Source organism: Marinobacterium aestuariivivens (genome assembly GCF_042661465.1).
GTDB classification, from domain to species: domain Bacteria; phylum Pseudomonadota; class Gammaproteobacteria; order Pseudomonadales; family Balneatricaceae; genus Marinobacterium_A; species Marinobacterium_A aestuariivivens.
This window is the reverse complement of sequence record NZ_JBHSWE010000001.1, coordinates 933,070-953,437: the sequence shown is the minus strand read 5'-3', so window position 1 is coordinate 953,437 and position 20,368 is coordinate 933,070. Positions and strand designations below refer to the sequence as shown.

General features: G+C 63.5%; 20 protein-coding genes, 1 tRNA gene and 4 pseudogenes. 11 read left to right on the top strand and 14 right to left on the bottom strand.

The genetic code is table 11. The annotated features are described in order from the left end of the window. Positions 1–161 precede the first annotated feature (161 nt). A pseudogene (locus tag ACFQDL_RS05030) lies at positions 162–3,013 on the bottom strand (insulinase family protein). Between the two features lie 171 nt (positions 3,014–3,184). Between ACFQDL_RS05030 and ACFQDL_RS05025 the strand changes: the two are divergent. From ACFQDL_RS05025 to ACFQDL_RS05000, 6 genes are all read left to right on the top strand, one after another. Further along, positions 3,185–3,565, top strand: coding sequence for a DUF6394 family protein (locus ACFQDL_RS05025; RefSeq protein ID WP_379908083.1), 381 nt, complete (start codon positions 3,185–3,187; stop codon positions 3,563–3,565). Next, positions 3,562–4,875, top strand: a complete 1,314-nt coding sequence (locus ACFQDL_RS05020; protein WP_379908082.1) for a potassium channel family protein — start codon at positions 3,562–3,564, stop codon at positions 4,873–4,875. Before ACFQDL_RS05025 ends, ACFQDL_RS05020 begins: the two co-directional genes overlap by 4 nt. Next, positions 4,833–5,258 carry a hypothetical protein gene (locus ACFQDL_RS05015; protein ID WP_379908081.1) on the top strand — a complete coding sequence of 142 codons (426 nt, stop codon included), beginning with the start codon at positions 4,833–4,835 and terminating at the stop codon, positions 5,256–5,258. The genes ACFQDL_RS05020 and ACFQDL_RS05015 overlap by 43 nt, the downstream gene beginning before the upstream one ends. Further along, positions 5,258–6,169, top strand: a complete 912-nt coding sequence (locus tag ACFQDL_RS05010; protein ID WP_379908080.1) for a DMT family transporter — start codon at positions 5,258–5,260, stop codon at positions 6,167–6,169. The genes ACFQDL_RS05015 and ACFQDL_RS05010 overlap by 1 nt, the downstream gene beginning before the upstream one ends. Next, positions 6,157–7,056: a Tim44 domain-containing protein gene (locus ACFQDL_RS05005; RefSeq protein ID WP_379908079.1), complete on the top strand. Its 900-nt coding sequence runs from the start codon at positions 6,157–6,159 to the stop codon at positions 7,054–7,056. Before ACFQDL_RS05010 ends, ACFQDL_RS05005 begins: the two co-directional genes overlap by 13 nt. A gap of 87 nt (positions 7,057–7,143) precedes the next feature. Continuing rightward, positions 7,144–7,220 (top strand) — tRNA-Met (locus tag ACFQDL_RS05000). 655 nt (positions 7,221–7,875) lie between these two features. On the opposite strand, the gene ACFQDL_RS04995 is transcribed toward ACFQDL_RS05000, so the two are convergent. Both ACFQDL_RS04995 and ACFQDL_RS04990 read right to left on the bottom strand, forming a co-directional pair. Then, positions 7,876–8,706: an acyl-CoA dehydrogenase family protein gene (locus ACFQDL_RS04995; RefSeq protein ID WP_379908078.1), complete on the bottom strand. Its 831-nt coding sequence runs from the start codon at positions 8,704–8,706 to the stop codon at positions 7,876–7,878. Then, positions 8,658–9,038: an acyl-CoA dehydrogenase family protein gene (locus ACFQDL_RS04990; protein WP_379908077.1), complete on the bottom strand. Its 381-nt coding sequence runs from the start codon at positions 9,036–9,038 to the stop codon at positions 8,658–8,660. The genes ACFQDL_RS04995 and ACFQDL_RS04990 overlap by 49 nt, the downstream gene beginning before the upstream one ends. Before the next feature lie 175 nt (positions 9,039–9,213). Between ACFQDL_RS04990 and ACFQDL_RS04985 the strand changes: the two genes are divergently transcribed. After that, positions 9,214–10,290 (top strand): TIGR04552 family protein, encoded by a 1,077-nt coding sequence (locus ACFQDL_RS04985; protein ID WP_379908076.1) that lies wholly within the window; start codon positions 9,214–9,216, stop codon positions 10,288–10,290. 59 nt (positions 10,291–10,349) lie between these two features. Next, entirely contained in the window at positions 10,350–10,874 is a 525-nt protein-coding gene (locus ACFQDL_RS04980; RefSeq protein WP_379908075.1) for a molybdenum cofactor guanylyltransferase, read from the top strand. 122 nt (positions 10,875–10,996) lie between these two features. On the opposite strand, the pseudogene ACFQDL_RS04975 reads toward ACFQDL_RS04980, so the two are convergent. From ACFQDL_RS04975 to ACFQDL_RS04935, 10 genes and pseudogenes are all read right to left on the bottom strand, one after another. Further along, positions 10,997–11,329 (bottom strand): annotated as a pseudogene (locus ACFQDL_RS04975) (gamma-glutamylcyclotransferase family protein); the annotation flags it as partial. A 33-nt stretch (positions 11,330–11,362) separates the two neighbouring features. Continuing rightward, a complete protein-coding gene (locus tag ACFQDL_RS04970) occupies positions 11,363–12,283 on the bottom strand; it encodes a 2-dehydro-3-deoxygalactonokinase (protein WP_379908074.1) in 921 nt (306 codons plus the stop codon). Further along, positions 12,280–12,942: a 2-dehydro-3-deoxy-6-phosphogalactonate aldolase gene (locus ACFQDL_RS04965; RefSeq protein WP_379908072.1), complete on the bottom strand. Its 663-nt coding sequence runs from the start codon at positions 12,940–12,942 to the stop codon at positions 12,280–12,282. Before ACFQDL_RS04965 ends, ACFQDL_RS04970 begins: the two co-directional genes overlap by 4 nt. A 100-nt stretch (positions 12,943–13,042) precedes the next feature. After that, positions 13,043–13,741 carry a galactonate dehydratase gene (gene dgoD, locus ACFQDL_RS32930; RefSeq protein ID WP_465263947.1) on the bottom strand — a complete coding sequence of 233 codons (699 nt, stop codon included), beginning with the start codon at positions 13,739–13,741 and terminating at the stop codon, positions 13,043–13,045. A gap of 14 nt (positions 13,742–13,755) precedes the next feature. Next, positions 13,756–14,190, bottom strand: coding sequence for a hypothetical protein (locus tag ACFQDL_RS32925; RefSeq protein ID WP_465263946.1), 435 nt, complete (start codon positions 14,188–14,190; stop codon positions 13,756–13,758). 16 nt (positions 14,191–14,206) lie between these two features. Then, the gene (locus tag ACFQDL_RS04955) at positions 14,207–15,511 is read right to left on the bottom strand and encodes a TRAP transporter large permease (RefSeq protein WP_379908071.1); all 1,305 of its coding nucleotides are present in this window, start codon (positions 15,509–15,511) and stop codon (positions 14,207–14,209) included. Then, a complete protein-coding gene (locus ACFQDL_RS04950; protein WP_379908070.1) occupies positions 15,511–16,092 on the bottom strand; it encodes a TRAP transporter small permease subunit in 582 nt (193 codons plus the stop codon). The genes ACFQDL_RS04955 and ACFQDL_RS04950 overlap by 1 nt, the downstream gene beginning before the upstream one ends. A gap of 76 nt (positions 16,093–16,168) precedes the next feature. Next, positions 16,169–17,221 (bottom strand): TRAP transporter substrate-binding protein, encoded by a 1,053-nt coding sequence (locus ACFQDL_RS04945; RefSeq protein ID WP_379908069.1) that lies wholly within the window; start codon positions 17,219–17,221, stop codon positions 16,169–16,171. A gap of 70 nt (positions 17,222–17,291) precedes the next feature. Next, entirely contained in the window at positions 17,292–17,453 is a 162-nt protein-coding gene (locus ACFQDL_RS04940) for a hypothetical protein (protein WP_379908068.1), read from the bottom strand. Between the two features lie 149 nt (positions 17,454–17,602). Beyond that, positions 17,603–17,785 (bottom strand): shikimate kinase, encoded by a 183-nt coding sequence (locus tag ACFQDL_RS04935; protein WP_379908067.1) that lies wholly within the window; start codon positions 17,783–17,785, stop codon positions 17,603–17,605. 202 nt (positions 17,786–17,987) lie between these two features. Between ACFQDL_RS04935 and ACFQDL_RS04930 the strand changes: the two are divergent. From ACFQDL_RS04930 to ACFQDL_RS04920, 3 genes and pseudogenes are all read left to right on the top strand, one after another. Beyond that, positions 17,988–18,614: pseudogene (locus tag ACFQDL_RS04930) on the top strand (LacI family DNA-binding transcriptional regulator); the annotation flags it as partial. A gap of 137 nt (positions 18,615–18,751) precedes the next feature. Next, positions 18,752–19,021 carry a substrate-binding domain-containing protein gene (locus ACFQDL_RS04925; protein WP_379908066.1) on the top strand — a complete coding sequence of 90 codons (270 nt, stop codon included), beginning with the start codon at positions 18,752–18,754 and terminating at the stop codon, positions 19,019–19,021. A 62-nt stretch (positions 19,022–19,083) separates the two neighbouring features. Then, positions 19,084–19,649: pseudogene (locus tag ACFQDL_RS04920) on the top strand (PhnA domain-containing protein). A gap of 115 nt (positions 19,650–19,764) precedes the next feature. On the opposite strand, the gene ACFQDL_RS04915 reads toward ACFQDL_RS04920, so the two are convergent. Beyond that, the gene (locus tag ACFQDL_RS04915; protein WP_379908065.1) at positions 19,765–20,280 is read right to left on the bottom strand and encodes a DNA-deoxyinosine glycosylase; all 516 of its coding nucleotides are present in this window, start codon (positions 20,278–20,280) and stop codon (positions 19,765–19,767) included. Positions 20,281–20,368 lie beyond the last annotated feature (88 nt).

Here is a 20,368-nt window from a genome sequence, read left to right as displayed (position 1 = left end):
AATAACGCCGATGTTTCGGGATGTCGGGTGAAGCGCCACCCGGTGGAACGCCACCCGGTGGAACGCCACTGCCTGCTGTCGGACGATGAAGAATGTGGATCGGAGATCGAGTTCGAGGGCCGGCGGCAAATGTCTACGCCTAACGCCTAACGCCTAACGCCTCAGGTCCCCGGCACCCAGGCTTCGGCTGCCTTCAGGGCCGCAATCCGGGCATCGGCGCGGCGGCCTGTCTCCGTGCTCTGGAAGCCGTCCCGGACCCGGTTGCCGAAACTGCGTACCAGCAGACTGCGCTTGCCCAGGCGATCGAAGGCGGCGCGGACATCCTCGACGCCGAGCGCCCTGATCGCCGTGGCCAGGCGCTCCCGGCTGTCGAAGCCGAGTTCCCCCTGATCGAGTTCCTGCCAGTAGCGTGCGCTGCGCTGCTTGAGACTGGTTTCCTTCTCGAGCAGCCGCGACAGGGTGCTGGCGCGGTAGGTCTCCAGGGCAGCCGGGTCGAGCTGTGCCGCTCCGGCCTTCATCTGCTCGAGGAATCGGTCGATCTCGGCCTCGAGTTTCACCGGATCGGCGACCGGCGACTGGACGACGAAGGCGAGGCCCGGTGCCGGCGCAGCTCCAGCGCCGAGGCGAAGACGATGTAGCCCAGCTGCTGTTCGGTACGCAGCTCGTTGTAAAAGGGCGATGCCAGCATTTCAGCGAGGATATTGTAGGCCGCGCGGGTCTGCAGTTCGCTGTCGCCGCCCTGCAGATAGAGGGTCACGGCGGAGTCGGCATGATCCACGTTCAGGGTCTGCACCAGTGCCTCGCCGGCCGTGAGCTGAACCACCGGAATATCCAGCTCCGGCGCCACCCGGGCATTATGGCGCAGACGCTCGTCGACGGTGCGGGCCATGGCGATGGCGTCCTGTGGCAGCAGGTTGCCGTGGGCGAGGATACGCAGCGAGGTTTGCTGCAGCAGCGCGGGGATGAAGCGGCGCAGCCGGTCGATATCGATCGACTCCAGCGCCGCCAGCTTCTGTTCGCTGCTGAACTGCGGCAGCAGCAGGTTGTAGAGTTCGCCGGTGGTCTGGTTGTAGGGGCGGTCGTTGCGTTCGTTGGCCAGCTCCTGGGCAAGCTGGCGCCGAATCAGCCCGAAGCGCGCGGGGTCCAGCTCCGGTTTCGTCATCACTTCGAGCAGGGCTTCCAGCAGCACCGGCTGGCGATCGTTGAAGCCGGACAGGCGCACACTCAGCCCCTTGAGGTGGGGATAGAGGTTGGCCGAGAGTCCTGCGAGCCCGGCATCGTAGAGCGTTTCGTTGAACTGGTCATTGACCATGCGGGTGTAGAGCGCCGTCAGTACCGCGGAGGCGGGGTCGGCGTTGGCCTGCGGCGACTGCAGCGAGAAAAAGAAATCGGCCCGGGGGACGCGGAATTCGGCGTCCTGCTGGAACCAGAGCTCGGCGCCCGGACGGGCGAGAATCTGCCGGGGCCGGTCCGAAAACGGCGGCTCGAGGGGTTTCAGCGACAGGTCGTCGGCGATAAAGGGGTTGGGATCGCGAATCGACAGCACGGCTTCGCCGCCCGGGTTGCGGCGCCACTGGGCCAGGTCCGCATCGGTCAGCGGCGTCTGGCTGTAGCCGGTCTGGTACCAGGGATCCTTCATATCCGTGTCGAGGTCCCGGGCCTGGCGGCTCAGCAACATGTTGTCCGGCCGTACCGGCTCCAGGAAGCGGCGGATCAGGGCGCCATCGAAGGGGGCGAAATGATAGCGCGCGTCGATGACGTGTTCGGTGGGATACTCCTGCATGGCCCGGGACAGCTGTCGCACATAGTGTGCAGGGTCGCCAGGTTCGGCAAAGCGGAAGCGGATATCGGCAAGGCGGCGCTCCTCGTCATAGAGTGACGCCTCGATACCCTCCTGGCGCAGCAGCCGGATATAGCTGAAAAAGAGCGCAACCACCTCCTGGTAATGCTGCATGCCGGCTTCGGTCAGATCGATGCTGACAACCAGCGACGAACTGCCGGGGAAGTCCGGGCCCGACGAGGCGCCGAGGCCGTTGGCCCAGCCCCGGTCCTTCAGAGCCGACAGCAGGCTGCCCCTGCCTTCGTAGCCGATCTGGCTCGACAGGTAGTAGAGCGGTTTCTCGGCCCAGTAGGCTCTGGCGGGCGGCAGCGGGAAGCTGAGGGTCAGGTTGTGCACATCGTCCAGGGTCCGGATATCGAGTCGTGCGGGCAGGGTACCGGCGCGATACAGCGGGGCCTCTTCGCGGAAGGGCGCGGCGTCGAAGTTGCGGATGTCGGCAAAGCGTTCCTCGACCATCCGGCGCAGCTCGGCCACCGGTTCGCGCCCCAGTACCACCAGGCGCATCAGATTGGCCGAATAGTAACGATCGTAGAAATCGATCAGGTCGCGCCGCAGCCGGCCCGCATCCCCGTTGGAGAGCGTTTCGAGGCTGCCGACATTGAACTGACTGAAGCTGTGCTCCGGATTGACCAGGCGCTTGTGGACACTCCAGATACGGCGGCCGTCATCGCGCAGGCCGCTCTGGTATTCCGAATGCACGGCATGGCGTTCGCGGTCGACGTAGGTCTCGTTGAACAGCGGAGCGGTAAAAAACTGGGCGAAGCGATCCAGGGCCGGCTCCAGATGGTCGGCGCCGATATCGAAGAAGTAGTTGGTATTGTCGTATGAAGTGTAGGCGTTGTGACTGCCGCCGTTGGCGCGGATAAAGGCCTGGTAGGCGCCCGCTTCCGGATACTTTTCGGTGCCGAGAAAGAGCATGTGCTCGAGAAAGTGCGCCAGCCCCTGGCGTTGTGCCGGGTCGGCGTTGGAACCCACGTCGACGTCCAGCGAAGCGGCCGCCTTGTCGCTGTCGGGATCCGAAATCACCAGTACCTGCAGCCGGTTCTCCAGGGTGAAGCTCTGGTAGTCCCGGTTGTCGTTTGGACTGGTGCGCACAGCGGTATCGGCCAGTGCCGCGAAGCTCAGGAGCCAGAACAGCAGCAACAGGGGAGCAGGGAAGCGTTTCAGTCTCATGGAATCGAAAAATCCTTGGCGAACGGTTGGCGCCCAGTTTACGCAGCAGCGGGCTTGACTGTCACGGCTCAGACCCCGGCTGCGAGGCAAAGTTCGCCGTCGGCGTGGCAGGAGCCGGTGTCACCCTATACAATTCCGCCAATGCCGTACTGGGCCGCGGGAAGGAGTCCCATGAACCGTGAAAAAGTGATCTACGCATTTTTTATCGTGCTGGCGCTGACGCTGAACTTCGGCTTCTTCGTCGGCGAGCTGCACAATCCGCATCACCACAATGTCTACGAGCTATTCGCCGCCCTGGTGGTGAGCCTGATCTGCACCGTGCTCAAGTTCGGTGACCGCACCCACCTCGGCGCCCTGATGATGGCGACCAGCCTGGTGGCGGATCTGCAGCTGGTGGCGGCGGCGCTGATCTGGGGCTACGCGACCCATATCGGCGGCGGTGTCGACGAGCTGATTCTGGCCAGCGTGGTCTCCCTTTCGGGCGGCGCCCTGATGGCCAACGTGGTCTCCGTGATTCTGCTGGTAGTCGAGACCGTCATGGTCCGCAGATGAACAATGTCATCTACCTGCTGCTGCGCCGGCTGCGGGCGCCGCTGATCACGCTGATCCTGGTCTATGCGGTCTCGGTGCTGGGGCTGGTACTGATACCCGGCCTGGACGACCAGGGGCAGCCCTGGCGCATGAGCTTTTTCCATGCCTTCTATTTCGTCTCGTTCATGGGCTCGACAATCGGTTTCGGCGAAATTCCCTACGCCTTCACCGATGGGCAGCGCCTCTGGACACTGGTTTGCATCTACGCCACCGTCGTCGCCTGGCTCTATGCCATCGGTTCGCTGCTGGCGCTGATCCAGGACCCGGCGTTTGGCCGGCTGATGCGCCGGCGCGCTTTTGTCGGCGAGGTCAGCGGGTTGTCCGAGCCCTTCTACCTGGTGTGTGGTTACGGCGTGACCGGCAGCCGGGTCGTGAAGCGCCTGGCCAGCCGCGAGATCCGCACGGTGGTGGTGGATGTCGATCAGGAGCGGATCGACATGCTGGAGCTGGACGGTCTGCAGGTGCGGGTGCCGCGTCTCTGCGCCGATGCCGCATTGCCCGATGTGCTGGAGGACGCCGGGCTGCGCCATCCGCGTTGTATCGGTGTACTGGCGCTGACCAATCAGGATCAGGTCAACCTGGCCGTGGCCATCGCCAGCAAGCTGCTGGTGCCGGCGCGCCTGGTGGTCAGCCGTTCAGAGTCCGATGTCACCACCGCCAACCTGGAATCCTTCGGCACCGACCTGGTCGTCGATCCGTTCCGAGCCTATGCCCAGTATCTGGTCCTGACCACCCACTCGCCCTACAAGCACCTGGTCTACGACTGGTTGCTCAATCCCCGCCACCGACATCCGGCCAGCGTTCACCGGCGCCGGGAAGGGCGCTGGATCATCTGCGGCTTCGGCCGCTTTGGCCGGGCGCTGTTCGGCGAGTTCAGTGACGACCAGGTCGAGCTGACCATTGTCGACGAACATCCCGGGTCGCTTGGCAACGGCATTCGGCACATCCGCGGCGTCGGCACCGAAGCGGTGACTTTGCAGGAAGCGGGCGTCGACACGGCCGTCGGCATCGTCGCCGGAACCGACAATGATGCCGACAACCTCTCGATCATCATGACCGCACGGCAGCTGAATCCGAAACTGATCACGGTCGTGCGCCAGAATCTCAGTGCCAATGGCCCGGTATTCGAGGGGCGAGAGCCGATTTCATCATGGAGCCGGGGCGGATCATCGCCAACCGCATCATGTCGCAGGTCAAGACCCCGCTGTTGCCGGTGTTTATCGAACGGATGCAGTCCGAGCAGGACGACGTCTGGGCCCATGTCCTGCTGAATCGCATGAGCCGGGTCGTCGGCGAGCGCGAACTCGACAGCTGGTCGGTGAGCCTCTGCGAGGCGCAAGCGCCGGCGTTGCTGATGCTCGGAGCGGGGCAGAGGGCGACGTTGCGTACCCTGCTGCGCGATCCCCGCGATCGCCAGCGGCAGTTGCCCTGCATTGTGCTGATGCACCGTCGCGGCGAGACGATCGACATGTTGCCCGGCGAGCTCTGCGAGCTGCAGGCCGGCGATGAAATCCTCTTTTGCGGCCTGGGCGAGGCGCTGCGCGAAATGGAGTGGAGCCTGAAAAACTACAACGTTCTGCAATATCTGCTGACGGGGCAGGAGCACAGTCATACGCTGCTCTCGCGGCTGCTCTATCGCAAGGAGGCGCAATAGTGGCCTATCTGCTGCTGGTCTTTACGGTTTTGTTCTGGGTGGGCAATTCGGTGCTGGCGCGGGCGATCCATCTCGAGTTTCCGCCGGTCACCCTGGCGTTTTCGCGCTGGAGCCTGGCGTTGCTGATCGTCCTGCCGTTCCTGATTCCGCGGCTGAGGCGCGAGTGGCCGGTCATCCGCGCCCACTGGCCGATCATACTGCTGTTGGCGATACTCGGCATCGCCTGTTTCAACACCCTGGTCTATACCGGCCTGCAGACCACTCTCGCGACCAATGCGACGCTGCTCCACTCGGTGATACCGGTGATGATCCTGATCATCTGCCGGGTTTTTCTGAAGCAGGCAGTGAGCCTCCGACAGTGGGTCGGGGTCAGCATTTCACTGGTCGGCGTACTGGTGCTGCTGACCCAGGCCAGGCTCGACGCGCTGCTGCAGCTGCAGTTCAATCGCGGCGATCTCTGGGTGTTCGCGGCCGTCGTGGACTGGGCGCTGTACTCGGTACTGCTGCGTTACAAGCCGGTGGAGCTGAGTGCCTTTACCTTTTTCGGCATCACCGTGCTGATCGGCGTCCTGGCGCTGTTGGCGCCGATGCTGCTGGAACTGAGTCAGGGGCGCCTGCCCGAATTCACCCTCAGGACCGGCGCGACGGTACTCTACATGGCGATTTTTCCGTCGATTCTGTCCTATCTGTGCTGGAATCGCGGTGTCGCGGAACTCGGAGCCCCGGTTGCCGGTCTCTTTATCCACCTGATGCCGCTGTTCGGACTGTTGCTGTCGGTACTGCTGCTTGGCGAGCAGGTTCAGGCTTTCCATTTCGCCGGTATCGCCCTAATATTCGCTGGCATCTATCTGGCCGTCGTGACCGAAACCCTGCGCTCGATAAAAACTACGGAGTCTCCATGCAAAAGTTGATAACCATCATGTTCGCCGTTTTTCTGGGGTTCAGCCTGCTGACCCCCGATGCCGAGGCCGGGAAGCGGTTCGGCGGTGGCAGCAGCATCGGCAAGAGCTTCTCTGCGCCGAAAAAAACGTCGCCGACCAGCAATGAAACGGCCGGCAGCACCACCACTCAACAGAAAGCCGCAACCTCTCCGACCGGCGCGACCACGGCCAAGAAACCCGGCATGATGGGCGGTCTTCTCGGTGGTCTGCTCGCAGGCGGCCTGCTCGGTGCGCTCTTCTTCGGCGGCGCCTTCGACGGCATCCAGTTCATGGATATCCTGCTGATCGGCCTGCTGGCGTTCATGGCGTACAAGCTGTTCGCGATGTTCCGGCGACAGCAGTCCCCGGCGCCGGCCTACGCCGGCGTGCAGCAGGGCAGCCGGGCCTACGAGCCGGCACAGTCAGAACCGATGGCCCGTGCCCAGCAGCCCCAGCCTGACTTCGGCGCGGCTTCCGGCAGCTTCGGCACACCCCTCGGTACGTCGCTGAGTACCCCGTCCTGGTTCAACCAGGAAGCTTTTGTCGAAGGGGCCAAGAGCCACTTCATCAAGCTGCAGAAGGCCTGGGACGAGAGCAACTGGGACGAGATCCGCACCTACGTTTCGCCCGAGCTGCTGTCCGAACTGCAGCGGGAACGTGCCAAGAACGGCGAGCAGCACACCGAAGTGGTGTCGGTGATGGCCGAGCTGGCCAACTTCATCGACAACGGCGACCATGTGGTCGTGAGCCTGAACTTCTACGGCTGGCTGAAGGAGGATTCCGACCAGACCACCGAATTCAATGAAGTCTGGCACCTGACCCGGGATTCGAGCGTGCCGAACGCCGACTGGATCATCGTCGGTATCGAGCAGCCCTGAATCGCATTTATCTGACTGATTTTAAAAATATTTTAACAAAGGGGTTGTATAGGGGCAGGGTGGTCTGTACTATACGCCCCACGTTGATGCGGGGTGGAGCAGCCTGGTAGCTCGTCGGGCTCATAACCCGAAGGTCGTCAGTTCAAATCTGGCCCCCGCTACCAAATTAAGAGAAAAGCCTGAAGTCGAAAGATTTCAGGCTTTTTTCGTTTTCGGAGCTTGGTTACACAAAGAAGCGTCGGGCTCGCTCTTTATAACCGCGGGCGAAGGTCGTCAGTTCAAATCTGGCCCCCGCTACCAAATTAAGAGAAAAGCCTGAAGTCGAAAGATTTCAGGCTTTTTTCGTTTTCGGAGCTTGGTTACACAAAGAAGCGTCGGGCTCGCTCTTCATAACCGCGGGCGAAGGTCGTCAGTTCAAATCTGGCCCCCGCTACCAAATGAAGAGAAAAGCCTGAAGTCGAAAGATTTCAGGCTTTTTTCGTTTTCGGAGCTTGGTTACACAAAGAAGCGTCGGGCTCGCTCTTCATAACCGCGGGCGAAGGTCGTCCTTTCAAATCCGGCCCCCGCTACCAAATTCGATAAAGAGCCTGAGGTTGAAAAACTTCAGGCTTTTTTCGTTTAAGAGGACGTAAAAGATTGGCGTCGGGCTCGCTGTTCATATCTGCGGGTATCGGAGCGTTGACGTAGGGTGCCGGTGACCGCCACGGACGGCGGAAATGCTGTAAACGCAGGAGCGGTTTACAGTGAAGCGAAGCGCACCGCACCGGCATTTTGATTGTACGGTGCACTTATCGGTACCCTTTCCCCACGCCTCATGCCTCACGCCTGGCGGTATTCCTTCAGGATCTCCCGCGCGATCACGATGCGCTGGACTTCACTGGTGCCCTCGTAGAGGGTGGTGATGCGGACATCCCGGGTGAGTCGTTCGAGCGGATATTCCTGCATGTAGCCGTAGCCGCCGAGCAGTTGAAGGGCGGTGTAGCAGGCCTGGTTGGCCTTTTCGCTGGCGAAGAGTTTGGCCATCGAGGCTTCGCGGGTGAAGCTTTGGCCCTTCTCCTTGCGGTCGGCGGCGCTCATCAGCAGCAGACGGGCGGCTTCGAGTTCGGTGGCGCGGTCGGCGATCATCCATTGCAGACCCTGGAAGTCCGCGATCGGGTGGCCGAACTGCTGGCGTTCGGTGGTATAGCGGGTGGCATAGTCCATCGCGGCGAGGCCGATGCCCAGCGCCAGCGAGCCGATGCCGATGCGGCCTCCGGCGAGCTCCGAGACCGCGATACGGTAACCGTCATTGAGGCGGCCGAGCAGGGCGCTGCCGGGTACCCGGACATTGTCGAAATGGACTTCGTTGGTTGCCGAGCCCCGCTGGCCCATCTTCTGCTCGGCCGGACCGACCTGAATGCCGTCGCTGCCGGCCTCGATCAGAAAGCAGCTGATGCCCTTGCCTTTGGGAGCTTCGGGGTCCGTGACGGCCCAGACGACGTAGATGCCGGCGAATTCGGCACTGGTGATCCACTGCTTGGTACCGTTCAGGCACCAGCCGTCGCCCGAGCGCTCGGCCCGGGTGCGCATCGAGGCCGGGTCGGAACCGGCGCCCGCTTCGGTCAGGCAGAAGCTGCCGCTGAGGTAGTCGCCGCTGCAGAGTCTCGGCAAGTAGAGTGCCTTCTGCTCTTCGCTGCCCACAGCCGGATGACTTCGGCCACCATATTGGTAACCGAGAGGGTGACCGCTGTCGAAGCACAGGCCCGGGCGATCTCGGTGACAGCGAGGCTGAAGGCCACGACACCGGCTTCGGTGCCGCCGTAACGACTGTCGATATTGAGGCCCATGAAGCCGAGTTCGGCGAGTTGGCGGCAGTTGCGTTTCAGGATCGCGTGATCGCCCGAGCGGTCCAGCTCGGCGGCAACGGGCGCCAGCTCCGAATCGGCGAAGCGGCGCGCAGTGTCCTGTATCAGTGCCTGTTCTTCGGTCAGCGTCAGATCCATGGGGGCTCCGGGATTGTTTATTGGGGTTTTCCCTAGGTTATACTTCAAGTTTACCTTTACGTAAAGTTTGGGCTTCGGGGCGTCTGCTCAAGACCGCTCGATTGCAGGCTTGACAGGCTTGCGCTTCGGCACCAAGGTAGTGTCAGAGCACAATATTGGTGCAGGCGGGTACTGGATGGCGAAACGTATAGCCGGGCCTGAGTGGGTGCCGCGGGTGGGCAGTGCGGCGGAACTCGAGATTCCCTGGGAGACCCTGGAAACCCTGATTGGAGGCCGTTCAGTCGTCGATCTTGCGCAACTGCAGATAGGGGACGAGGCGGCGGCGACACGCTTTATGCGGGCCTACGGCTTCGACCCGGCGGATCCCGAGGATCATGACTGGCTGGATCAGATCCACGGTCGCGCCATTCGTTTTCTCGACGAGGTGATATTGCCCTGGCACCGGATCGAGGCTGTCCCGCGACATATTCGCGAGATGTCGATCGAGGAGCTGCTGCTCGAGGCCTCGCGGCCGCCCGATGGCGACTGGCCCAACTGGCCCTGCGTTTTGCTGAAAGTGCTGCACTGTGCGACCCATGCCGCCGTGACCCAGGATCCGGTGGCACACCAGACCGCGCTGCAGAGTGTCCAGGGGCGTTTTCAGCCCTGGCTGTTCGAGCTGCAGGGGCAGCAGTGGATCGGTGACGATCAGTGCAAGATTCCACTGGTGGATTTCCATATCAAGGAGGAAAAATCCTTCGAGCGCATCATGACCAAGCTGCTCCACAAGCCCGGCAATCTGGCCATGGAGCAGTTCGACCGTCTTGGCGTGCGTCTGGTGACCCACGATATTTTCTCGGCGGTCTTGCTGATCAAGTTCCTGCGCAGCCGCAGCGTCATCATGTTCGCCAATCAGTTGCCCGAGCGCAGCCGCAACTCCCTGGCCGAGTTGCACGAGATTCACAGCCTATACGGTATCGATCCGCCGCCCTTCGTGGTCGAGCCGGAGGCCGGAGCCGATGGCGACCCGCCGCTGCCGGAACAGGGTAATCCCTTCAGCGATCGGGCTTTTCGCATGTTCAAGTTCGTCGAGCGACTGATTATCCGGCTCGAAGATGGCCGGCGCTGCATTTACCCCTACGAAATCCAGGTGCTGGACTGCAATGCCTGGGAAGCCACCCAGATCGGCGATGCCACCCATGATGCCTACGAGGCGCGTCAGCTCAAGCGGGTGCGTCAGCGTCTTTTCGGGCATTCGCAACCCGGGGCTTGAGTCGGCGTGGCTGTCGTAATAGTCTCTGCCGGGCCCAGAAATTCTTTCGGAGCGATGCGGTGAAGCTGGATGCGCTGATACTGGCCGGTGGAGAGAGCCGGCGCATGGGGGGCGGTGAAAAGGGTCTGCTGCCGCTGGCGGGGCGGCCGATGATCTGCCATCTGATCGAGCGGCTGCGCGGGCGCGTCGGTCATGTCTGGATCGGTTGCCGCTCGGAGCAGCGGGGCTATCGTGACCTGGCCGACGGCATTCTGGAAGATGCCGGCGACAGCACCGGTCCGCTCAGCGGCATCAGCCGGGCGCTCGGCGCCCTGGACTGCAGTCATCTGCTGATCATGCCCTGCGACACGCCGTTGGTGTCGCCTGTCAGCCTGGACCGCATGATCGCCCTGGCACAAGCCCATCCCGATTCGCTGGTGGTGGTGCAGGATGGCGACTATCTGCAGACCCTGCACCTGATTGTGCCGGTGGCGAAGGCGGCTTCACTCGAAGCCTTTCGTGAAACCGGCCGGCGTGCCGTGCGCGGCTGGCTGGAGGCCGAGGGTATATCGAGTGCCGGTGCGACCGTCCGCAGGAGTTCATGAATATCAACACGCAGCAGGACTTTGCAGAAGCCCAGGCCGCACTCAGGTCTGGGGACGGCTGACCCCTGCATGAACAGCGCCAGGTGGCGCTCGACGAACTGCTCCAGTTGCCAGGTTTCGCGGGTCAGCCAGTCCCGTGAGCGCGGGTGGCAGACATAGGTCCAGGCTTCGATGCTTTGGCCGTCCTGCAGCAGGACCTGCACCCGATGGCGGCGGTACAGGCTGCCCTCGTAATGATCGAGCCGCTCCAGGGCCGGTGAGTCGATGCCCCGGTAGAGGCAGCCAGGTGTCTGCTGCCCGGCCTCGGCAAGAATGGCGGGGAACTGGCGGTTGCGTACACGGTAGCAGCCAAAGTCCGGCAGTTCGGCGGCCAGCGCCAGGCCTGCCGGCCGGCCGATCACCGTTTCGATAACCTCGGGCACCATCAGGGTGCCGTAGGTGAAGAGTCTGTCCATGCTTCTGGCGCCTGCGCGATTCTGTTGGGATCTTCAGAGGCAGCGTATCATTTCCCGGTGCCGGCGGGCGACCTCCAGCATGCCGGCAAGGCTGGCCCGGTCGCTGTCGATCCAGCGCGGCTCGAGACCGGCGTAATGCAGTGCCTGGCTGTAGGGCGCCCGCAGGCGTTCGGCACCGACCAGCAGCAGCGCCTCGAGCGCGGGATGCGCCTGGCGCATGCAGCGGATCTCTTCGCCAATCAGGACGCCGGACAGGTAGCTGGCGACAGCGGGCGCCGCCAGGCCCGCCTGCAGCATCCGGCTGCGGCCCTCGAACAGCGCGTGCAGCACGCCGCCCGGACTTTCGTGCACGCGGTCCAGGCCCAGGGCAAAGGCCTCGGGTTCGAAGGTGGATTCGTCCCGCGCCGGTTCGCCGATCAGGGTGTGAAAGCGCACGGCCTGATAGAGTTCGCCGGTCATCAGGGTGGTGAAATCCAGCAGGCGCCCGCCGCCGGCCCGTACCCACTTGCTGTGGGTACCCGGCAGGCAGAGCATGGCGTCCCCGAGGCCGGCGATCGCGAGCGCGCCAAGCGCCTGAACCTCTTCGCCCCGCATCACATCGACCTCGTGTTCGCCGAGGACCCGCGCGCCCGGGAGAATCCAGCCATTGTCGAAGTCCGGCACGGCCCTGACGCCGGCTGCGAGACCGGCGCTGTCCAGCGGCAGGTCGAGCTGCGGCGTTTCCATCCAGCCGCGGGCCGACCCGACCATGCCGGCCATATAAACGGGGAGGGCGTCCGCCTGGCGCCAGTCGGTCAGTTCGGCGGCGCAGTATTCGGCGAACTGATCGCTTCTCAGCGATTTCAGCCCGCGCTCCGAAGCGCGTCTGTCCAGGCACTGCCCGCTTTCGCCGTCGATCAGGAAGGCCCTGAAATTGCTGGAGCCCCAGTCGACCAGGATCAATGGGTTCGTCATCCGGCGAGTTCCGTTGCGGCATCGAGGCGCCGCCACTCGGCCACCAGGTCCGCGGCGATGCGGCCGACTTCGGCCGGCGGCCGGCCGGGACAGTACAGGTTGCCGCCAAAGCCGAAGCCGCCGATACCGGCGGCGTGCCATTCGGCCATATTACTCCCGTTGATGCCGCCGACGGCCAGCACCGGCAGATCCTTTGGCAGCACGGCCCTGAGGTCGCTGAAATAGCCGCTGCCCAGGCGCGCTGCCGGGAACAGCTTGAGGGCCAGGGCGCCGGCCCGCGCCGCCATCAGGGCTTCGGTCGGGGTCATGCAGCCGATGACCGGTGCCAGCCCCGCACCGAGGCCGGCCGCGATGATCTGCGGGTCGGCGTTCGGTGTGATCAGCAGCTCGCCGCCGGCGCAAGCCAGCCGGCTCACCTCGTTGCCGTCGAGCACCGTTCCGGCGCCGACCAGTACCCCGGCCGGACAGTGGCGGCGCAACCGCTCGATGCTCTGCCAGGGCGAGGGCGAGTTGAGCGGTATCTCGATCATGCGAAAGCCGGCGGTGATCAGGGCGTCGGCGACGGGCTCGACTTCATCCGCCGTGATGCCGCGCAGGATCGCGACCAGGGGCAGCTCGTCGAGCGCGTTTTCCAGCACGTTACGATGCTGTTCTGTCATGTTTTTCACCTCGGGTTACCACTCGGCGATGCTGCCGTCCTGTCCTGCGTGACAGATCCGGACGGGGTTGCGCCAGCGGTCGTTCCAGTCTCCGGTACGGCTACCACTCGGCGATGCTGCCATCTTCATGCAACCAGACGGGGTTGCGCCAGCGATGGCCGACCCTGGATCTTTCCTCGACATAGGCTTCGTCGATCTCGACGCCGAGGCCCGGGCCCCGCGGGATGGCGATGAAGCCGTCCTCGATTTTCAGCGCCGACTTGTCGACCAGGTAATCGAGTACGTCGTTGTCGCGGTTGTAGTGGATGCCCATGCTCTGTTCCTGGATAAAGGCGTTGTGGCAGACGGCATCCAGCTGCAGCGAGGCGGCCAGGGTCAGGGGGCCGAGCGGGCAGTGCGGCGCCAGCGCCACATCGTGGGCGCTGGCCAGGGTGGCGATTTTCAGTCCCTCGCTGATGCCGCCGCAGTGGCTCAGGTCCGGCTGGATGATGTCGACCATGCCGTCGGCCAGCAGGTCGCGAAACTGGTAGCGGGTATGCAGCCGTTCGCCGGTGGCGATCGGGTAGCCGAGGTTGCCGGCAATCTGCTTCAGGCAGGGCAGGTGCTCCGGCAGCACCGGTTCCTCGACGAACATCGGGTGATACTCTTCCAGCTCGCGCAGCAGAGACTTGGCCATCGGGCGGTGGACCCGGCCATGGAAGTCGATGGCGATGCCGACATCCGGACCGACCGCGGCGCGGGCCTCGGCGACGCGGGCGACCGCCTCGTCGATCTTGCGGTGAGAGTCGACGATTGCCATCTCGGCCGTACCGTTCATCTTGAAAGCGGTGAAGCCCTGGTCGGCGAGTGCCCGGCGCCGGCGCCGACGTCATCGGGGCGGTCGCCGCCGGTCCAGGCGTACACCCGCATCCGGTCGCGGCAGGCGCCGCCGAGCAACTGATGCACGGGCACGCCCAGATCCCGGCCCTTGAGGTCCCAGAGCGCCTGGTCGATACCGGCGATGGCGCTCATCAGGACCGGTCCCCCGCGGTAGAAGCCGGCACGGTACAGCAGGTTCCAGAGATGTTCGATGCGGTGCGGATCCTGACCGACCAGGTAGTCGGCGAGTTCGTGCACGGCCGCCTCGACGGTGGCGGCGCGACCCTCGACCACCGGTTCGCCCCAGCCGTAGACGCCGGCATCGGTCTCGATTTTGAGGAACAGCCAGCGTGGCGGCACCTGCCAGGTTTTCAGTGCGGTGATTTTCATTGTTCAGCCTCGAATTCTACTGCAGGAGCCACAGGGCGGTCTGGGGCCAGGCCAGCAGCAGTGCCAGGACACAGAGCTGCAGCGCGATAAAGGGCAGCACCGCGACGAAAATATCCTTGAGGCTCACCTCGGGCGGTGCCACGCCCTTCAGATAGAAGGCGGCCGGGCCGAACGGGGGCGACAGGAAGGAGACCTGCATGTTCACCGCGAACAGGATGCCGAACCAGATCGGGTCATAGCCCAGCTGCACCACGATCGGCACGAAGATCGGCAGCGCCAGCATGGCAATGCCGATCCAGTCGAGGAACAGGCCCAGCACCAGCAGGATGGCCATCATCACCAGGATGATCGCGATCGGCGCCACATCCATGCCCTGGATCAGGCCGGAGACAAAGCGGTTGCCGCCCATCAGGTTGTAGACGCCGACCAGGGCCGCGGCGCCGATGCCGATCCAGATGATCATGCCGCAGGTGATCAGCGTCTGGCCAAGACTGGTGTGCAATACCTTGAGCGAGAACTCGCCGCGCAGCAGGATCGCCAGCAGGACGCCGAACACGCCCATCGCCGCGGCTTCGGTGACCGAGGCGATGCCGCCGTAGATGGTGCCCAGCACCAGGCCCGCGATCAGGCCCGGTACGACAATGGCCTTGAGGGCATCGGCGCGGGTGGCAAAGCCGCCGTCGGCGTCTTCGGGGCGTAGCGGCGGGCCGAGCTGCGGGTTGCGCAGGCAGCGTACCAGCACATAACCGATATAGGAGGCCATCAGGATCACCGCCGGTGTGATGGCGGCGGTAAAGAGGTCGGCGATCGAAACACTGGCGATCATGCCGTAGATGATCAGCACGATAGACGGCGGCATCATGGTGCCGAGGGCGCCGCCGGCGCAGACGACGCCGATCGACAGGTGCTTGTCATAGCCCAGGCGCAGCATCTGCGGCAGCGCCAGGATGCCGAGCAGCACGATCTCGCCGCCGATGATGCCGGACAGGGCAGCCAGGAAGAAGGCCACGACCACGGTCTGGACCGCGACACCGCCGGGCAGGCGGCCGGCGAAGACACGCATCGCATTGAACAGATCCCTGGCGATGCCCGAACGGTCCAGCAGGGAGGCCATCAGCACGAACATCGGCACCGCGACGAGTGAATATTCGGTGACGAAACCATAGACCCGGCTGGTCACCAGCGGCAGCGCGTTGGGGCCGAACCAGCCGAAGGTGAAGCCCATCGCCACCAGGCCGGTGATGAAGGCCAGTGGCAGGCCGGTGACCAGCAGGGCGAATATAAGGCCGACCATTAACATTGTCGCTGTAGCGATATCCATCAGCGGTGAACCTCGTAAGCGCGGGCCGGGCGGCAGGACTGGATCAGGTGCAGCAGGGCCTGCACGGTCATCAGAATCAGGGCGAACATGATCAGGCCCTTGGTCAGGGCCGGCATCGGCGGATTCCAGGCGGTGCCGGAGCGCTCCAGCTGCCAGTCGCCCATCGGGTTGTGCGATGCGCGCCAGAACATGCTGAACGCGGCATAGGACATGGCGACGCAGAAGCCCAGGGTCACCAGGTCGTTGAAGCGGTCGAACCACACGCGCAGGCCCGGGCCGACAGCGTCATAGAGCACGCGCACCCGGATATGGCGGTTTTTCGCCAGGGTGGCGGGACCGCCGAGGGCGAAGCTGGTGGCGACAAGAAAGACGACCGTTTCGTGGACCCAGGAGGTCGGCGAATCGAAGCCGTAGCGCATGATCACTTCGAAGACACTGATGGCCATCGCCACGAATACCAGCCAGGCCGCCACGGCACCGCCGCGGGATATCAGTCGGTCAAGGGCATTGCGTTCTCCGTCGCGCTGGACGTCGGATTCCGCTTTCTGCGCCTCTCGGGTCGGGTTGGACAGGGTTGACATGGAGCCTCCGCGCGGGCCGGGGGCGGCCCGCTGTTCGGAATGATTGAAACGCCCGGGGCCTGTGCCCCGGGGGGAGTTACATCAGGTTGCGGTCGGTCAGGTAGCTGACGACGGAGTCATAGATCTTCCGGTTCAGCTCGCTCTTCTCGGCCCAGGCTTTCCACTCGTCCTTGGCGATGTTGCGGAATTTGGCCCGCTCTTCCGGTGCCATGTCGATAATGGTGATGGAACCGTCCTCGCGCGCCTTTTTCACCGCCACCAGGTCGCGTGCCTTGAGCTTGGCGACCATCTCGTAGGCCATCGAATCGACCGATGTTTCCAGGATGGCCTTGAGGTCCGCCGGCAGACCGTCCCAGATCTCCTTGTTAAGCGATACCGACACCATCGGCAGCGAATGGAAGCCCGGATAGTTCGGGTACTGGGCGAAGCTGTGCAGACCCTGGTCGTGGTTGGTCGAGAACACGGTGTAGTCGGCGGCATCGATGACGCCTTTTTCAAGGGCCGTATAGACTTCGGAGCCCGGCAGGTTTACCGGCGTGGCGCCGGCTTTCTGGAAGATGTTGTAGACCATGCCTTCCGGTGCGCGCAGCTTGAGGCCCTTCATGTCGTCGACGGTACGAATCGGCTTCTTCGACACGAAAGCTTCGAGACCGGTGGCCGCCGCGCCGATCAGGTGTACGCCGTAGGGCTCGACCAGTTCGTTGTAGAGATCTTCGCCACCGCTGTACTTCATGTAGTCCAGGAACTCGAGCGGATCGCCCCAGGCGCCGACCAGGTTGCCGAGCATGCCGAAGGCCGGGTCGCGACCGGAGAAGTAGCTTGGGTCGGTCAGGTGCCCCTGCAGGATGCCGGAGCTGACCGCATCGAGGGTCTGGTTGGCCTGCACCACGGCGTTGACCGGCAGGATTTCGATTTCGATGCGCCCGCTCGACATCGTCTTGACGTTGTCGGCCCAGGCCTTCTTAATCTCGAACTGCGGTTCGCCGGCATTTTCGGACGTCTGGAAGGTCCAGCTGTAATCCGCGGCCTGGGCGTTGCCCAGCAGCAGGCCGGCACCGAGCAGAGTACCTGCAACGGTGCGGGACAGCAGTTTCCTAGCGGTCTCTGAGAGTGGCTTTGTTATTGTCATGACTCACCTTTTTAGGTTTGTTTTGGCTTTGAAAATGACTACAAGCGTAGTCAAAGGAGGATCGGCGGTTTCAGGTCGCATCCAGTTTTTGCAGCACTTCCTGCACGATCTGGTCGACCGTTTGCAGAATGGATACGCGGATGCAGGATTCGTCCGGGCCGGGTTCTTCGAGGGCCTGGAACTGGCTGGCGACCATCGAGGCCACCATGAAGTGGTTCTGACGCTGGGACATGCGACGCTCGATCTCGGCGCGGTCGCCCTGCAGGTAAACGAATGTCAGGGGGCCGCTTTCGGCGAGCTGCTCGCGGTAGCGCTTCTTCAGCGCCGAGCAGGACAGAATCGCGGTTCTGCCCGACCGGTTGGCCTTGGCGAGCTCTTCGCTCAGGCGTGCCAGCCAGGGGCGCGGTCGGCGTCGGTCAGCGGGATGCCGGCGGACATGCGGCGCACGTTTTCCAGCGGATGGAAACTGTCGCCTTCGATAAAGCCGGCGTCGAGCTCGGTGGCGAGGCGTTCGCCGATGGTGCTCTTGCCGCAGCCGCATACGCCCATGATCACTAGATTCATATTGTTATATTTTAGCGCTAACATTCGTTGAACATAAAAATCCCCGTCTTTCCCGGGGATGGTCACTGTTTTCAAGGTTAGCCGAGACGGATTGTCGGGTCAATAACCGGATGCCAAAAAGTTTAGCGCTAACATTTTGCGGGGTTGTCGCCCAGGGGAATACTGCTAGAATGGCGTCTTCAGCCGTTCAGGAGTCGGTTCCATGCCCAGCAGACAGACCCAGCCCAGCAGCCGCAGCAAGGGGCGTGTGACTCTGAGCGACGTCGCCCGCATGGCCGGCGTCAGCTCCATGACCGTCTCGCGGGCGCTGAACGATCCCGCGCGGGTTTCGGAGCAGGTGCGCGAGCGGGTGAGGCAGGCGGTGGATGCGCTCGGCTACATTCCGAACCGGGCGGCGCGCTCCCTGGCCGGCCAGCGCAGCTACAGCATCGCGGTGGTGATACCCTCTGTCTCCAATGCCGTCTTCAGCAATGTGATCAAGGGCATCTATGACGTCTGCAGTGCGCGGGGCTACGAGATGCTGATGGGCAATACCTACTACTCGGTGCAGCAGGAATCGAGTCTGATCGCCAAGTTTCTGACCCATCATCCGGACGGTATCATCGTCACCGGGCTCAATCAGTCCGACAGCAGTCGCAGCCTGCTGACGTCCGCAGGCATACCGGTGGTGCAGATGATGGAGCTGGGCGAAGGGGCGCCGCTGGACATGAATGTCGGCATCTCCCACCGGGCGGCAGGTGCGGCGATGGCCGAATACATGCTGGGTCGCGGCTACCGCCGCATAGGGGTGATCGGCGCGCAGATGGACTACCGGGCCCAGCGGCGTATCCAGGGCTTCGTCGACACCCTTGTCGAGGCGGGTCTCCATGACGGCCGCCGGATCGTCACGACCGCCGAGCCTTCGACGGTGCGGCTTGGGGAGAGTTGCTCGGAGACCTGCTGGCGGCTGCGCCCGATCTCGACGCGGTGTTCTGCATCAACGATGACCTGGCGTATGGCGCGATCTTCGAGAGCCAGCGGCGGCATATCCGTATCCCCCAGCAACTGGCGGTCGCCGGCTTCAATGACCTCGAGGCCTCTGCGTGCATCAATCCGTCGCTGACCTCGATCGCCACGCCGCTCTACGAGATCGGCAAAATGTCGGCCGAAATGCTGATGCGCCGTCTCGATGGCGAGAAGATCGACGACCCCGTGGTCGATCTGGGGTTCAGGCTCCAGGCGCGGGAGAGTGCGTGACAGTGATGTGGAACGCCTAACTGTGGTAAAGTGCCCGGTTTTCCAATAACCGGACAAAATGCATGACTATCGACCAGCAGCTTCTGAACCGCAGCGGCGGCAAGTGTGAACTCTGTGGCGCAGCCGAGAACCTTTCCGCCTATGATATACCCGAATCGCCGGCGCCCGGGCTCGACAGCCAGGCGCTGCTGTGCGGGAAATGCCTGGAGGAGATCGAGGCGCCGGCCGATCAGCATCACTGGCGCTGTCTCAATGACAGCATGTGGACTCAGGTGCCGGCGGTTCAGGTGCTGGCCTGGCGTCAGCTCAAGCGTCTCTCCGGCGAGGTCTGGGCCCAGGATCTGCTGGACATGCTCTACCTGGACGAAGAGACCGAGCGCTGGGCCCGGGCCGGCGTCGTCGAGCAGGATGAAAATGCGCAGCCGACCCGCGACAGCAACGGCACGCCGCTGCAGGCCGGCGATTCCGTCACCCTGATCAAGGATCTCGACGTCAAGGGGCAGGCTTTACCGCCAAGCGCGGCACCCTGGTCAAGGATATCCGCCTGACCGACAACCCCAAGCATATCGAAGGCAAGGTCAACGGCGTTCAGATCGTGCTGGTGGCGGCATATTTGAAGAAAGCCTAAGGCGTTACGGGTGACTGGCTTCGGTGCGCCATGCGGTATCCGAATGGGTAGGGTGGAATGAGCGAAGCGAATTCCACCGGGTGGCGTTCCACCGGGTGGCGTTCCACCGCCGGCATCAGGGGCGCAGGCTGTCGAGAACCGCACGCCACTGCTCCAGCTTCTGCTCCAGTCGGATGCCGGCATTGGCCGGGCTGGTCGAGGGCAGGCGGGTCATTTCCAGTCCTGCCGGAAGCGCGATGCCGCCTCTGATGACATGCCGCTTGAACAGCGTCTCGGCGGTGCCGCCATTGAAGAAGATGGTCCGAACCCCGGGGTGCAGGCGGAAAAAGGATGCGAAGTCGTTGGCTTCGACGCTGTCGCCTGCGATGTTCTGGTCGAGGCTGCCGGGTCGGTGGCAGCGATGTACCACATCCCAGAGCGCGATGCCGCTGCCTTTCAGGGCTTCCAGTCGCTGCGGGTAGGGCAGGGCCGGATCGAAATCCAGCAGTCGCGCCATGATCGGCCAGAAGCCGTTGCGTGGATGGGCATAGTACTGCACCTCCTGCAGAGACTTCAGGCCCGGGATCGAGCCCAGGACCAGCACCCGGGCATCGGGTGCGGCGACGTAGTCGAAGCTTTGGATGTGGGTCATCGGTTGGCAATGCGGTTTGCTGGTGCGTAGGGTGGAATGAGTACCAAAGGTACAAATTCCACCAATGCTCTCAATCACCTCCGCCGGC